This window comes from Chryseobacterium limigenitum (assembly GCF_900114875.1).
Classification (GTDB): Bacteria; Bacteroidota; Bacteroidia; order Flavobacteriales; family Weeksellaceae; genus Chryseobacterium; species Chryseobacterium limigenitum.
Genome location: NZ_FPKW01000001.1, coordinates 405,361 through 419,777, shown reverse-complemented (window position 1 = coordinate 419,777; position 14,417 = coordinate 405,361). Strand labels below are relative to the sequence as shown.

Sequence of the window (14,417 nt, the reverse complement as noted above, 5' to 3'; positions counted from 1 at the left end):
GCATAATAAAAAAACGGAGCCTTTATAAAAAAGCTCCGTTTTTCTTGAAAATATTTATATGACTGAAATTTTTAGTTGGTTTTCTTGTTCCATTCTGCCTTTACATCTTCTGCGGCATCTTTGGTTTTTTCCCAAGCATCATTCGCATGATCCTTAACGCTTTCCCAAGCATCAGAGGCATTATTTTTTACTTTATCAAGCCAGTCTTCCTGAGTTGCTTCCTCGTCATTTGCTCTTTTTTCATTGATGTAGTCCTTGGCTTTATCTGCCAGTTCATTCACTTTCCATTTTGCTTTTTCAGCTGCATTCTCTAAAGAGTTCTTTGTGTTGTCTACTGCATTTTCTGCTTTGTTGTAATCTGAATTATTCATAATAGTAAATATTTTTTGTGTGTGATAGTAAATAATCAATAACCATTCCTAAAAATTGGAGTCTTTGTTAAAATTTTCATAATTTTTTGTTATACTTTTCCAAATCGGTTTTATCTTTAGCTTAAAATATATGATTATGGAAAAAATACGCTGTGGGTGGTGCGAAAAAGACGATTTGTACAGAAAATACCACGATGAAGAGTGGGGAAGACCTGTTTATGATGATGAAACAATATTTGAATTTTTAATTCTTGAAAGTTTTCAGGCCGGATTAAGCTGGTACACCATCCTAAGTAAAAGAGAAACCTTTAAAGAGGCTTTTGATCAATTCGATTATAAAAAGATCGCAGCATATTCTGATGAAAAAGTAGAAGAATTGATGCAGAATCCGGGAATTGTAAGAAACCGACTTAAAGTTTTGGCAACAATTACCAATGCGCAGAAATTTCAGGAGATTCAGAGAGAATTTGGAAGTTTTTCAAAATATATCTGGGGTTTTGTAGATGGAAAGCCTATTCAGAATACTCCGAAAACTTTAAAAGATGTTCCTGCAACGACTGAAATTTCAGATACTTTATCAAAAGATTTAAAGAAAAGAGGCTTTAAATTTATGGGCTCAACTGTTGTTTATGCACATATGCAAGCTACGGGAATGGTCAATGATCATCTCGAAAGCTGTTTCATTAAACGGTGAATAAAATTATATTATTCACAATTTTGTGGTGTTAAATTAATTAATTGATAATATTAAATCTGCTTTTTATTAAGCAGATTTTTTTATATACCTATGAATAAAGGCTTTATGTATGTATTTAGTATTAGTGTTTTATCATTAAATAGTGAGTAACAGATGTATTTATCACTGCTTAGTATAGTTATTGCGAAATATTCAAAATAATATGGTTTTTATTGAAAATTTCATATATTTGTAGCTTAGATAATAACCTATTACTAAATGACTATAACTCAAGTGAAAAATTTAATCTTTAGTGTTGGACTATTTTTAGTCTTTCATAGTTTTGCATATGGACAAGTAGGAATTGGAACTTCCTCTCCGAAAAACTCAGCAATGTTAGAAATCAATTCCAATAATAAAGGATTATTAATTCCAAGTATAGCCTTAAACTCGTCAACGGACGCTACTACGATCGCTTCTCCGGCTACAGGTTTATTGGTTTGGAATAACGGAACAGGCGGTTTAACGACAGCCGGATTCTATTTTTGGAACAACACCCAATGGAATTTAATTTCCAGTGCGTCAGGCAACAGTATCAATAATGGCAACAACGGAACCAACAGTTTTAGCGGATGGAATACTACAGGAACTAACGTAGGTAACTACAGTGCCGGCAATACGCCCTTATCTTTAGGAACATCTACGTTAGATGATTTGATATTTAAGGTAAATTCTTCTACAATGGGAAGATTAGGAACAAACAATTCCATAAGTTTTGGTGCTGCGGCAAGTGCTGCTCAAAACGGGATTGCTTTAGGAAATTCAAGCAGTTCATATCAGGGAATTGCAATAGGAACAAACGCTTCTGTAACATCTGGTGAATCTGTTGCAGTAGGGGCAAATACACAAATTTCAGGGTTTCAATCGACTGCTTTGGGCTATGGCGCCAAAGTGACGGTGAACGAAGCTACCGCCATTGGATATGGTTCTGCAGCTGGTGGATATCAATCCACAGCAATAGGTCATAATGCCAAAACAACAACGAATGAAGCGACTGCAATCGGGAAAAATTCTGTTGCGGGCGGATATCAGTCGATTGCGTTAGGGCATAATGCAAAAACTGCGTCCAATGGTGAAACGGCTTTAGGGATTAATTCTCAGACGAACAATCAAAATTCTACAGCATTGGGTTCTGGAACCTCAGCAACAGGGCAAAACTCAACAGCAATAGGGTATGGAGCAACTACATCACAAGCCAATGCTATAATTTTAGGTGACAGCAATGCTTCTGTGGGCATTGGTACTAATTCTCCTACCGCTGCAACTAAAATTGATGTAAACGGACAATATAAACTGGGTGAAAAGGGTAGTGTACAGAAAAATCAGATCACTTTTGAGGTTTGGCCTAGTGTTTCTATCAATAATTTACCTTCGGGAAAAACGACAACATTAAGTATTACAATTCCGGCGGCTTATCAACCGGGTTCAACAAGAGCGTCAGTGGTTGTATCTCCTGCTAATGATTTTGCGGGTGTTTCGGATTTTGGAGTTTTAAATCCAAGACTTTCTTCAACCTCAACAATTACAATAGCTTTAAATAATATTTCAGGTAACGCTGCAAGTCTTTATTCGGGACATTTTTATATAACGATTAATGAATTTTAATAGTTTTCAATAGGGTTAAAAAGAAGAAGCTGTCCTAAAAGCCAGCTTAATGTAACAATGTATCAGTCTAGCAATGTATCAATAGAAAAATATACTGTTTTTTGCAGATTAATGATATTGTTTTTTTTACAATTATTAAAAAATTGGTAAATTCTTACATTGTTATATTGGTACATCAAAATAGGCTGACCTTTTTGGACAGCCTATTTTATCTTTTATGGTCGAAAAATTACTTAATAATTCTATCCAAAACCCAAGTGATCAGTTTTTTTTCTGAAGCTTGATGATCTGCAGAGAATTCTCCGCGTCTTCTGTTGGCGATAACGTTATTCACGGTAATAGCCTTGTGTCCTAATAACTTTGAAAGCGCATAGATCGCAGAAGTTTCCATTTCAAAATTGGTAACCCCAAGATCATTTAATGTTTCCAAGAATTTATCATCCAAAGCTTTCAAACGAAGCTGTCTTCCCTGTGGAGCATAAAATCCCGGAAAAGTAGCCGTATTTCCGTGGTACTTGGCATCTTTATACAATTCTCCCAACTCTTTTGACCAGTCTGCGAAATAAAGCATCGGTTTGATCTTTGCATAAGGGAATTTTTCCATGAAGTTTCTTGAAAAATCATTTTCAAACTCATAATCCTGATAGAAATGCATTAATCCGTCTAATCCAACAACATTTTGGGTAACCAGCATGTTATCAACCTGAACATCAGGATTTACACTTCCGCAAGTTCCCATACGGAAAAGCTCAAGTGATTTATGTTCTTTTTTGAATTCTTTCTCCTTTAAATCGATATTCACCAAAGCATCAAGCTCGTTCATTACGATATCGATGTTTTCTGTACCGATTCCTGTTGACATTACAGAAATTCTTTCGCCACGCAACGTTCCTGTGTGTGTGTAGAATTCTCTTTTGTTCTTTTTAACCTCAACTTTATCGAAATATTGAGATACTTTCGGTACTCTGTCCGGATCTCCGACAAGGATCACTTTGTCGGCAATATCTTCAGGTAAAAGGTTTAAGTGGTATACACTTCCGTCATCATTCAGAACCAATTCTGAGGCTGCAAGTTTGTTTAGCATATTGTATATTTATTTTTTTATATCAATGAAAATAGCGTCTTTATAAGGAGATGCTTCGAGTTCGTAAATAGAATTGTATTCTTTTAATATTTTTTTCTGGCCGTTGGAAATTTCATAAACGGTAACGATTGTTTTGTCGTTTTTTCTTTGAGATGAGACCTCATACAGATGATTGTTTTTATTGAGGACAGAAACCAATTCTTCTTTTGCAGATTGGTGATAGGTTGCTATTCCCGGAAAATCTACAGCAACATCTTTTAGTGTTTTGTAATTTTTGTAAGGCTTCGTTTCTCCGTTTGAGTAAAGGTAAACTTTAGGAGTAGGTTGGTCTTGTGTGAGGCGGAACAAATAGTAATCATTACCTTTTTTTTCTGCATAAACAGCCATTTCCTGTCCCAATTTTTGAGCAAAAGCAGTCAACGAAAAAAGTCCTGCCACGAAAGTCAGTAATAATTTTGTTCTCATTTTAATATTTAGTTTTGATTTGTATTAAATCTTTAAAATCCTCCCCTAATATCCTTTCGTCATTATTTTTAAATTGGCCTTAGAAAGTAGCGACCATTTTGAGTATGATGAATTTGATTTCGGGGTTTAAAATTAATAAAAAATACTGAAGAAAAATATAAACATTATTTAATCCTGAATTAAAGTTGTGGTAACCTACGAATGATAGCTTTGCCGTTAAAAATTTCATGAGATCTTATCCGATAGTTATCATCATTTTGTTGATGGGTTTTGCAATAATGTCATTTAATCCTACTTACACAGGTACAGAAAATGAAAATACTGTTGTAAATAAAGGTTTAACTGATTTTAAAGGCAAGCTTGAGCAGCTAAAATCCGATGTATATCAATTTTCTGAGGATAAAATTTCTCTTGAAGATTTACGAAAATCATTAAGCAACACCCGAAATTCATACAAGGAAATAGAGTTTTACATTGCCTATCATTATCCTGAATTTTCTAAAACGCATTTGAATGCCGCTCCTTTATTTCATATCGAGGCAGCGGGAACTTCAGCTTATACGCTCCCGCCAGAGGGTTTGCAGGTTTTGGATGAATTGATATTTTCCGATAATGCAGGAGAGCAAAAAGAGGAAATTAAAACGATTACTAATTTTCTTTATAACAGTTATGCAAGTTTCTATTTAAGTTCCGTAAAAAACGGCTTAAGCAAAGGAAATAACAAAACTTTGCCTTTAAGAATTGAATTGATCAGAATTTATACATTGGGAGTAACTGGTTTTGATACTCCGGGTTCATTAAATATTTCCGAAGAAGCAAGCCACGCCTTATTAGGAATGAAAAAATACATTAATAATGATACTTACTTTAAAAATTTTAATGTTCAGAAAGCAAATGGAATTTTAACTGAAAGCATCGATTATCTATCAAAAAATAAAGACTTTGAAACTTTTGACAGAATAGAATTTTACAAAAAATATATTCAGCCGTTGTATGAAGAGTTTGGAAACTGGGACGGAAATTCTGATGATTTAAAAGAATTTTCAGGCTGGAATGTAAAAAGTAAAAACCTTTTCGGAAGCGATTTCCTTGATCCTTATTTTTATACTTTATTGAAATCTTCAGAAGACAATGCAGACCTGAGAAAATTGGGAAAAGATATTTTTTATGACCAAAATTTAAGTGACAACAACAAAATGAGCTGTGCAACGTGCCATTTACCCGAAAATGCTTTTACAGATTTAAAAACAAGATCTCAAAGCAATGTGGAAGGGAAAACGGTACTGAGAAATTCACCTTCTTTATACAATGCGGTTTTTGCAAAAAGATTTTTCTATGATTTAAGAGCTTTTTATCTTGAACAACAAGCTGAACACGTAATTTACAATGAAAATGAATTCAATACAAGCTACGAAAGCATTATTAAAAAATTAAAGACAAAACCGGAATATAAGAAAGCATTCCGTTCTGCTTTTAAAAATGGAGAAATAAGTAAGGAGAATTTTTCTAAAGCATTAAGTTCTTACGTAGCTTCTCTCTATTCTTTTGAAAGCGATTTCGACAAATTCATGAGAAATGAAAAAGAAATTTCTGATGATGCCAAAAAAGGCTACAACCTATTTATGGGAAAGGCAAATTGCGCAACCTGTCACTTCGCTCCACACTTTTCGGGATTGGTTCCGCCATTCTTTAATGAAAATGAATCTGAAGTGTTGGGTGTAACTAAAAAGCCTTTAAACCAGCTTCCGATAGAGCTTGACGCAGACAAAGGAAGAATAAACAGTCCTGTGAAAAAAGAAAATTCCTGGATCTATGAAAATTCATTCAAAACCGTTACCGTTAGAAATATTGCGCTTACAAAACCGTATTTCCATAACGGAGCTTTCAATACATTGGAAGAGGTTATGGATTTCTATAATGAAGGCGGGGGTGAAGGAGCAGGGTTAAAAATGAAAAATCAAACATTACCAGCCGATAAATTAAATCTTACTCAGACCGAAATCAAACAGGTTATTGCTTTTCTAAATACATTGACAGACATCAGTAATGCTAAAGGAAAATAGTCAATTATGAATAGTCAATTAGCTATGCTGTCAATTTTTTTTAATTCACTGGCGAAACCAAATTGGCTAATGACAATTCACCATTCATAGATTGTCTAACATAAAATTAAACGGGGTTATAGTTTTCCTAAATAAAAAAATAATTATTAGTGAAAGAGTGGTTTAAAGAATGTAAAAGTCAAAAATTGCATTTCCTTATCCACTCTTCACTTTTTAATATTTTTTTAATTTAACATAAAATTAATCTAATTAACATTAGGTTCCTGATTTATTAATATTCAGCAAGATTTATTTAAACTCCTATTAATAGAGGGTTCGTGATTAAAAAATAGTTTTGCAGTGTCTAATAAATCAAATTTAAAATGAAGAAAAAACTACTAACAGTTGCAGCCCTTGTATTAGTGACAGGTTCTCTATTTCAGGCGCAGACTTATGTGTTCGACAAAAATTCGTCGTGGAGCTACAAAGACAACAATCAGGCACAGGTTGCTCAATGGAAAGACAAAACGTTTGATATTTCAAGTTGGACTACCGGAGCCGGCCCTCTAGGATACGGTGATCCTGTAACAACGACTATCAATTCTGGTCTTATGACAGCTTATTTTGCTAAAGATATCACGGTAAATTTATCTACTCTTAGCGATACGATGGAATTAGGCGTAATGAGAGACGATGGTATCGTTGTTTATCTAAACGGTGAAGAAGTGGTAAGAGACAATATGCCGGCAGGTGTTATTGATTTCAATACACTTTCAAGCACTACAGTTGACGGAGCTGCAGAAAGTGTTTACAATATTTTCTCAATCCCAAAATCAAAATTCGTTAACGGAACCAACAGAATTTCTATCGAATTGCACAACAGAGGAGCTTCAAGTTCAGATTTAAGAATCGATGCTTATCTTAAAACAACAACCACTACAACAAACCCGACGACTTGTAATTCAATGCACATCAGCTGTTTTACATCTATCGTTCCGACTGCACAAACAGGTAAATTAATCATTCCTGCTGAACATAAATATCAGCTTGTTTTAAAAGAAGGCGATAATTACACAGAAGGTGGCGGAATGGTAGGTGGTCAAAATGACTTCACTGCTTATGTTGCTAAAAATGCAAGTAGTACAAACGGTTACCTTTCTGTAAACCATGAAACAAATCCGGGTGGTGTTACCATGGCGGAAATCAATTATAATGCTACAACAAAGCTTTGGCAATTGACAAAATCAAGAGCGGTAAGTTTTTCAGCACCAAGTTTAGTACAGACGATCAGAAACTGTTCTGGAGGAGTTACACCTTGGGGAACTGTAGTTACAGCTGAAGAATCTGTAACATCAAATGACGTGAATGCCGACGGAATGAAGGACTACGGATGGTTGGTAGAAATTGACCCGGCAACAGCTCAGGTTATTTCTCAAAATGCTGACGGATCTAAAGGAAAACTATGGCAGATGGGTATTATGAACCACGAAAACGTAGTGGTAAATAATGCAGGAACTATAGCATATTATGGTGAAGATGGCGGAACTCACATGGTTTATAAATATATCATGGATACTCCAAATAACCTTTCTTCAGGAAACTTATATGTGTTAAAAGTAGATCAGGGATTAACAACAGCTGGAGATCCGATCGGAACTACTGCAACTTGGATTCAGGTTCCAAACAAAACAAAAGCAGATCAAAATAATACAGCTACACTTGCTCAGTCATTAGGCGGAACGAGATTTAATGGAGTAGAAGACGTAGATATCAGCCCATTAGATGGTAAGATCTATTTTACGGCAAAAGGATTAGACAGAATTTATCGTCTACAGGATAATGGCACTACCGCTTCCCAGGTAGAAACTTTCGCGGGAGGTGCTTCAACAGTATATTCTTTCACAACAGCGCAAGGAACGAAATCTGAAGCTTGGGGAGATGGTAATGACAATCTTACTTTCGATGAATTGGGGAATCTTTGGGTACTTCAGGATGGTGGTAAAAACTACATCTGGGTAATCGCTCCGGATCATACGATTGCAAATCCTAAAGTAAAATTATTCGCTTCTATGCCGGCAGGATCAGAGCCTACAGGTCTTACATTTACACCGGATCATAAATTTGGTTTCTTCTCAATTCAGCACCCGGATTCTACGATTCTTACAGATGTAGATGCTACAGGAAATACGATTGATTACAGAGGAAAATCGGCAACGATCGTTGTGGCTCTTAAAGATAATTTAGGAACTGCAGGTTCTTTAGGAACGGTTGATCAAGTTGCGGAAAATACGGTAACAGTTGCTCCAAATCCAACTTCAGGAATGGTTAAAATTAATTCTCCAAAAGGCTTGAAAGACATTTCAGTAACAGCTTACAGCATGGACGGTAAAATTGTCTTCACGAAGAAATATACAGGTTCAAACAAATCATTAGATCTTGATTTCACTTCACAGCTTGAAGCTTCAAGAATATTGATCTTGAATATTGAAGCAGAAGGTTTCCAAAAAACAGTGAAACTTCTAAAAAAATAGTTATTAATAATTTTAGCTGCCGGTAATTTATTATCGGTGGCTTTTTATATTTTTATGAAATCGCTATAAATTGGAAACAAAAATAGACTAAAGATGATGCGATTCCATATGACCAATAAAAAACAATGAAAAAGCACATATGAAAAAATTAATTGTTTTAATCTCCATTTTAGCGCTCAATCAGGCAAAAGCTCAGATCGATCCTGTAAAATATCCTACTTATACGAATGTTGAAGATGCTTTAAAAAGCGGAAAAACCATTTACAGTATGAGTTTCAGAGGTAAAGGATTGTTCAATCTTCCGCCTGAAATCAAAAAATTCGATGCTTTATTTTTTCTGAATATCATGGGAAATAAGTTAGAAAAAATGGATGATGAAATTTTTTCATTAAAGGAATTGGAAATATTAAATTTGAATGAAAACAGCATTAAATTCATTCCGGACGAAATAGGCAATTTAACAAAACTCACCTCATTTTCTATCAATCTTAATAGTTTAACGAGCATTAATCCAAACCTGGCGAAGCTTCAGAATCTCAAAGTAATTCATCTTGATGCCAATAGTTTGAATGTTTTTCCTGAAGCATTAATGAAGATTCCAACGCTGGAAGAAATTAATTTACAGGGAAATCAGATCAGTTTTATTGCTGATAATTTAGATGAGATTAAAAATTTAAAGTCTTTAAACCTTTCAGGAAATCAAATCAATGACTTAGGAAATTTAAAGTTTCCAAAAGACATTAAATATTTAGAATTACAGCAAAATTCCATCGCAAAACTGCCGGAAAATTTATTTCACTCAAAAAATCTAGAGTTTCTGAACGTAAGCGACAACAATATTCAGGAGATTTCTCCTAAAATAAAAGGCTTAAAAAATGTTGTGAGTATGAATTTAGCGAACAATAATTTAAAAGATCTTCCAACAGAAATTAAACACTTGAAAAATCTTAAAACATTGATCCTGACAGGAAATCCAATGACAAAAAATAAAATTGAGGAGTTAAAAACCTTACTTCCTCAGGCGCAGATTTATTTTTAAATTATCCGCCGACTCTTTTGGTTTTATACCCCATTTCTTTAAGGATATCCATTATTTTATCACGATTATCCCCTTGGATAATAATCGTTCCATCCTTCTCAGAACCACCTATTCCCAGTGTGGTTTTTATTTTTTTTGAGATTTTCTTTAAATCTTCCTCACTTCCTTCCCAACCTTCAACAATTGTTACAGGTTTTCCGTTTCTTCCTTTTTTCTCAAACTTACATACCAAAGGCTCTTTTTGCTTAAATTGCTCTTCAGGCATCTCAAAATCCTGCTCCTCATGAGTAGGAAAAAGGTTCTTCAATTGATCTCGTAAATCCATAAAGCAAAATTAAAAATAAATTAATTACTAACCATAAACATATGTGCAAATCTATGGTAAGAATAAAAAACATTGCAATAATCAAAAAAGCAGTACCCTGAAAGTACTGCTAGCATATAAAGCTGGCCGAGATTCTTTCCAATGGATAAGAATATAGCTTTTAATTGTTTTTAGCTTAACGAACCATCCTCAACTCTTGCAATATAGTAGGCTACATATCCGGATGCAGAATTACATTTGATACTTGTATCAAGTTTTGGAGTGGTACTTGTTGCAGAATAGGTAAGGGCATTCTTTTTAGTTGTTTGCTTCGCTGAATTTTCTGATGTTGAACCAATTTCACAATAACAGTTATTATCTACATAAATACTGCTTAAAGGGCATTCAGTACCAAAATTAACATTATATTTGCCAACATCTCCTGTATAGGTAAATCCATATTGAGTTCCAAATAAAGCAGCATCTCTCTTATCCGTTTGTACAAGACCTGCATAAACATATTTACCAGCTCCAGGAATAGGTTCAGGAATATCTATGGCAGCACTAATATGCGGAGTATGTCCGATAGGTTTCCCATGAACATTATAATCGTCTTTCCATGTCAGCTGATTATTGGTTTCGTTTAAAACCAATACAAAACAGCACGCTGGCTTAAGCATAAAATAAAGAATAGGGATAATTACCGCAACAATAGCAACTGCTATCAGCGTTACAAGCCCAGCAACGGTAACTGCTGTTACTCCCGCAGCAACAGCAACAGATGCAACCATTCCGCCTATAATACCGGTGCCAAATGCTGCTCCGGCAATCGTACCTATTGCAGTAAGACCACCTCCTATAAGTGTTGCAACGGTTTGACCAACACTGAAGCTTGGCTGAATTATTTGAGCCTGATTAAGCATTGCTGTAACATACACTTTGATATTTGATCCTGTTGCTGCTTTCAGATTGTTATACTGTTGAGGAGTAAGAGCCAGTGCCGGAAAACCGGTCGGATCATCACCTGCCGCTAAATATGGTTTAGCCTTAGCGAAAGCATCTTCTTTAATTTTTTCATACGTTTCCAGTAGCTCTGTCTCTGTCTTACAAACATCTAATTGACTGCAATATTCAGGATATGCGTTGTTAAAAGATGTTTTTAAATTGATTAATTCTAGTTTTGTAAACATGGTATTTAGTTTTTTTAAGTTTTCCTACTCGTAAGGCTTTTCGGATTCTGCCATTTATGAATATTGTTGATTCTTTATTCGCTGTTGGTATTTCAAAGGAACGGATTATGATCAGTTAAAAATAGAGTGTAAATGCCTATTTTTTCCAGTCCGTATTTTTACTTACTGATGTCCGATCAAAATATTTGAAATACAACTTTACAGGATTTTCTAAAGTCAATATGAGAAATGTGTAGTTTAAGTCAGTTGATATCTGTTGGGAAAAGACAAAATTTTAGATAAAATTTAAGTATATCAATTCTTCAATTCATTCTAAAATAGATAAATTTGTAATATAAAAGTTATAAAATAATGTCAAAAAAAGCAATATTAGCAATCCTTGACGGATGGGGATTGGGGCTGAATCCTGAAGTTTCAGCATTAGATAAAGCAAATACACCATTTATAGATAGTTGTTACACAAAATTCCCTCACACAACGCTTGAAGCGAGTGGTTTGGCGGTTGGACTTCCTTTCGGTCAGATGGGAAATTCCGAAGTTGGACACATGAATTTAGGCGCAGGTAGAGTAGTATACCAAAATCTTGTTAAACTGAATATGGCTGTTGAAAACGGAACATTAGGTCATGAGAAAGCTATTCAGGAAGCATTTGAATATGCAAAAAAAGAAAATAAAAAAGTACACTTTATCGGATTGGTTTCTAATGGAGGAGTACATTCACATATCAATCACTTAAAAGGTCTTTTAACTGCAGCAGGTGAATTTGGCTTACACGATAATGTTTTTGTTCATGCTTTTACCGATGGTAGAGACTGCGATCCACACTCTGGATTAGGCTTTATTGATGAACTTCAAAAGCATATGCAACATACAACCGGAAAACTGGCGACAGTAGTCGGAAGATACTACGCGATGGACAGAGATAAAAGATGGGAGCGTGTAAAATTGGCTTATGATGCGATGGTTAATGGAGTTGGTTTAGAATCAACCGATGCTTTAGCTTCAATCAAAGAATCTTACGATAATAATGTATCGGATGAATTCTTGAAACCGATCATCATGATCGATCAAAAGCAAACGGGAAACATCGTTCCTGTGGCTAAGATTGCAGATAATGATGTGGTTATTTCTTTCAATTTCCGTACAGACAGAGGACGTGAGATTACAGAAGTGCTTTCTCAGCAGGATTTCCCTGATTATTCAATGCGTAAGCTGAATTTATATTACGTTACACTGACGAATTATGATAAAACTTATCAAAATGTTCATGTCGTTTTTGATGAAAATGTTCTTCAGGATACGATGGGAGAAGTATTGGAAAGAAATCATAAAACCCAGATCAGAATTGCAGAAACAGAGAAATATCCTCACGTTACCTTCTTCTTTTCAGGAGGGAGAGAAGAGGAATTTGTTGGCGAAAGAAGATTACTTTGTCCAAGCCCGAAAGATGTTCCGACTTACGATCTAAAACCAGAAATGTCAGCGTATGATATCACAAACGCAATTGTTCCTGAATTAGAAAATGGAACTGCTGATTTCATTTGTTTAAATTTCGCCAACACAGATATGGTAGGACATACAGGCGTTTTTGAAGCTGCTGTAAAAGCTGCCGAAACAGTTGATAAATGTATAGAAAAAGTGGCAACAACGGCGTATGAAAACGGATATGCTGTTTTCATTCTGGCAGATCATGGAAACTCTGATGTAATGATTAATCCGGATGGAACTCCAAACACACAGCATTCAACGAATCTGGTTCCGTTTATCGTGATGGATAAAGACCATACCTGGAATTTAAAGCCGGGAAAATTAGGAGATGTTGCTCCAACAATTCTTAAAGTAATGGGAATAGAAATTCCTGAAATTATGACTGGAGAAATTTTAGTTAACTAAAATCAATAATAATGTTAAAAAAATACCGTTTTACCTTTAGAATGGTGTTTTTTTATGATTTATGTCAGACATATTATGAGTTACATATGTTATTATGCGCCAAATAATAAATAAATCCTATCTTTGTAAATTAAAATCTAAATAGTTAAAATGTATCACAGTCTTGTAAGGAAAGAAGTAATGGGAATATTGGAAAAGGAAGTAAGTTCTTTTCTTGAAAAATTTTTGACGCCAATTGAGAAAATTTGGCAGCCTTCAGACTATCTTCCCGATCCGTCAAGTGATGATTTTAAACATGATTTAGAAGAAATTCAGACTTTCGCCCGTGAAATGCCTTACGATCTTTTCGTAACATTAATTGGAGACTGTATCACGGAAGAAGCTCTTCCTTCATACGAATCTTGGTTAATGGGTGTTGAAGGTATTAATCAGGAAGAAAATAAAGTTGGCTGGGCAAGCTGGATCAGATCTTGGACTGGTGAAGAAAACAGACACGGAGATTTATTAAACAAATATCTTTATCTGTGTGGAAGAGTAAACATGAGACAGGTCGAGATCACAACCCAATATTTAATCAGTGACGGTTTCGATATCGGAACAAGCATGGACCCTTACAGAAACTTCGTATATACAAGTTTTCAGGAAACGGCTACCAATATTTCTCACAGAAGAGTAGGAACATTGGCAAAGCAGTCAGGAAACGGAAAATTAGCTAAAATGTGCGGTGTAATTGCTGCCGATGAAGCGAGACATGCTAAAGCCTACAAACATTTTGTTACAAAAATTTTAGAATTAGATCCATCAGAAATGATCTTGGCATTTGAAGATATGATGCGTAAGAAAATTGTAATGCCTGCTCATTTAATGAGACAGTCAGGGCAAAAAGCTGGTGAACTTTGGGGACATTTCTCAGATGCTGCCCAAAGATGTATGGTGTATACAGGTCAGGATTACATTAATATTATGAAAGACTTATTGGATGAATGGAAGATCGAGCATGTAACAGGCCTTACTGAAAAAGCAGAAAAAGCTCAGGAATATCTAATGAAATTGCCCGGAAGATTGCAGAAAATCACAGACAGAGTTTCTACTCCAGATCTACAGTTTCAGTTTAGCTGGGTAAAAAGTTAGTTCCATATTATCATTAAATTATAAAG

At 34.9% G+C, this 14,417-nt stretch carries 12 protein-coding genes; 7 read left to right on the top strand and 5 right to left on the bottom strand.

From position 1 onward, the window contains the following. Positions 1-71: 71 nt before the first annotated feature. Positions 72-371 (bottom strand): hypothetical protein, encoded by a 300-nt coding sequence (locus BT156_RS02035; protein ID WP_072406701.1) that lies wholly within the window; start codon positions 369-371, stop codon positions 72-74. Between the two features lie 136 nt (positions 372-507). Here BT156_RS02035 and BT156_RS02030 point away from each other — a divergent pair, with 136 nt between their 5' ends. Beyond that, positions 508-1,065 (top strand): DNA-3-methyladenine glycosylase I, encoded by a 558-nt coding sequence (locus BT156_RS02030; protein ID WP_072406979.1) that lies wholly within the window; start codon positions 508-510, stop codon positions 1,063-1,065. A gap of 276 nt (positions 1,066-1,341) precedes the next feature. Next, complete coding sequence (locus tag BT156_RS02025) at positions 1,342-2,712, top strand: hypothetical protein (RefSeq protein WP_170857259.1); 1,371 nt, start codon at positions 1,342-1,344, stop codon at positions 2,710-2,712. A gap of 229 nt (positions 2,713-2,941) precedes the next feature. Here BT156_RS02025 and BT156_RS02020 read toward each other — a convergent pair whose 3' ends face one another. Together BT156_RS02020 and BT156_RS02015 are read right to left on the bottom strand one after the other, a co-directional pair. Next, positions 2,942-3,796, bottom strand: coding sequence for a nucleoside phosphorylase (locus BT156_RS02020; RefSeq protein ID WP_072406697.1), 855 nt, complete (start codon positions 3,794-3,796; stop codon positions 2,942-2,944). A gap of 9 nt (positions 3,797-3,805) precedes the next feature. Next, positions 3,806-4,261, bottom strand: a complete 456-nt coding sequence (locus BT156_RS02015) for a hypothetical protein (RefSeq protein WP_072406696.1) — start codon at positions 4,259-4,261, stop codon at positions 3,806-3,808. 227 nt (positions 4,262-4,488) lie between these two features. Between BT156_RS02015 and BT156_RS02010 the strand changes: the two genes are divergently transcribed. The 3 genes from BT156_RS02010 (at position 4,489) to BT156_RS02000 (ending at position 9,873) form a co-directional block, all read left to right on the top strand. Next, positions 4,489-6,324: a cytochrome-c peroxidase gene (locus tag BT156_RS02010; protein WP_072406694.1), complete on the top strand. Its 1,836-nt coding sequence runs from the start codon at positions 4,489-4,491 to the stop codon at positions 6,322-6,324. A gap of 362 nt (positions 6,325-6,686) precedes the next feature. Then, on the top strand, positions 6,687-8,834 hold the full coding sequence (locus tag BT156_RS02005; RefSeq protein WP_072406692.1) for an alkaline phosphatase PhoX: 2,148 nt from the start codon (positions 6,687-6,689) through the stop codon (positions 8,832-8,834). 139 nt (positions 8,835-8,973) lie between these two features. Further along, on the top strand, positions 8,974-9,873 hold the full coding sequence (locus BT156_RS02000) for a leucine-rich repeat domain-containing protein (RefSeq protein WP_072406689.1): 900 nt from the start codon (positions 8,974-8,976) through the stop codon (positions 9,871-9,873). Position 9,874: 1 nt separating this feature from the next. On the opposite strand, the gene BT156_RS01995 is transcribed toward BT156_RS02000, so the two are convergent. Then, complete coding sequence (locus tag BT156_RS01995; protein WP_066758781.1) at positions 9,875-10,198, bottom strand: translation initiation factor; 324 nt, start codon at positions 10,196-10,198, stop codon at positions 9,875-9,877. A 170-nt stretch (positions 10,199-10,368) separates the two neighbouring features. Beyond that, positions 10,369-11,367: a hypothetical protein gene (locus BT156_RS01990; RefSeq protein ID WP_072406687.1), complete on the bottom strand. Its 999-nt coding sequence runs from the start codon at positions 11,365-11,367 to the stop codon at positions 10,369-10,371. A gap of 351 nt (positions 11,368-11,718) precedes the next feature. Between BT156_RS01990 and gpmI the strand changes: the two genes are divergently transcribed. Both gpmI and BT156_RS01980 read left to right on the top strand, forming a co-directional pair. Further along, complete coding sequence (gpmI, locus tag BT156_RS01985) at positions 11,719-13,260, top strand: 2,3-bisphosphoglycerate-independent phosphoglycerate mutase (protein WP_072406685.1); 1,542 nt, start codon at positions 11,719-11,721, stop codon at positions 13,258-13,260. Positions 13,261-13,410: 150 nt separating this feature from the next. Continuing rightward, positions 13,411-14,391, top strand: coding sequence for an acyl-ACP desaturase (locus BT156_RS01980; protein WP_072406683.1), 981 nt, complete (start codon positions 13,411-13,413; stop codon positions 14,389-14,391). Positions 14,392-14,417 lie beyond the last annotated feature (26 nt).

Bases quoted from the DNA above. Each gene is read 5' to 3' on its own strand.
- BT156_RS01980 (WP_072406683.1), top strand. From the start codon at position 13,411: ATGTATCACAGTCTTGTAAGGAAAGAAGTAATGGGAATATTGGAAAAG.
- BT156_RS02010 (WP_072406694.1), top strand. From the start codon at position 4,489: ATGAGATCTTATCCGATAGTTATCATCATTTTGTTGATGGGTTTTGCA.
- BT156_RS02020 (WP_072406697.1), bottom strand. From the start codon at position 3,796: ATGCTAAACAAACTTGCAGCCTCAGAATTGGTTCTGAATGATGACGGA.
- gpmI (WP_072406685.1), top strand. From the start codon at position 11,719: ATGTCAAAAAAAGCAATATTAGCAATCCTTGACGGATGGGGATTGGGG.
- BT156_RS02035 (WP_072406701.1), bottom strand. From the start codon at position 371: ATGAATAATTCAGATTACAACAAAGCAGAAAATGCAGTAGACAACACA.
- BT156_RS02000 (WP_072406689.1), top strand. From the start codon at position 8,974: ATGAAAAAATTAATTGTTTTAATCTCCATTTTAGCGCTCAATCAGGCA.
- BT156_RS02030 (WP_072406979.1), top strand. From the start codon at position 508: ATGGAAAAAATACGCTGTGGGTGGTGCGAAAAAGACGATTTGTACAGA.
- BT156_RS02015 (WP_072406696.1), bottom strand. From the start codon at position 4,261: ATGAGAACAAAATTATTACTGACTTTCGTGGCAGGACTTTTTTCGTTG.
- BT156_RS01990 (WP_072406687.1), bottom strand. From the start codon at position 11,367: ATGTTTACAAAACTAGAATTAATCAATTTAAAAACATCTTTTAACAAC.
- BT156_RS02005 (WP_072406692.1), top strand. From the start codon at position 6,687: ATGAAGAAAAAACTACTAACAGTTGCAGCCCTTGTATTAGTGACAGGT.
- BT156_RS01995 (WP_066758781.1), bottom strand. From the start codon at position 10,198: ATGGATTTACGAGATCAATTGAAGAACCTTTTTCCTACTCATGAGGAG.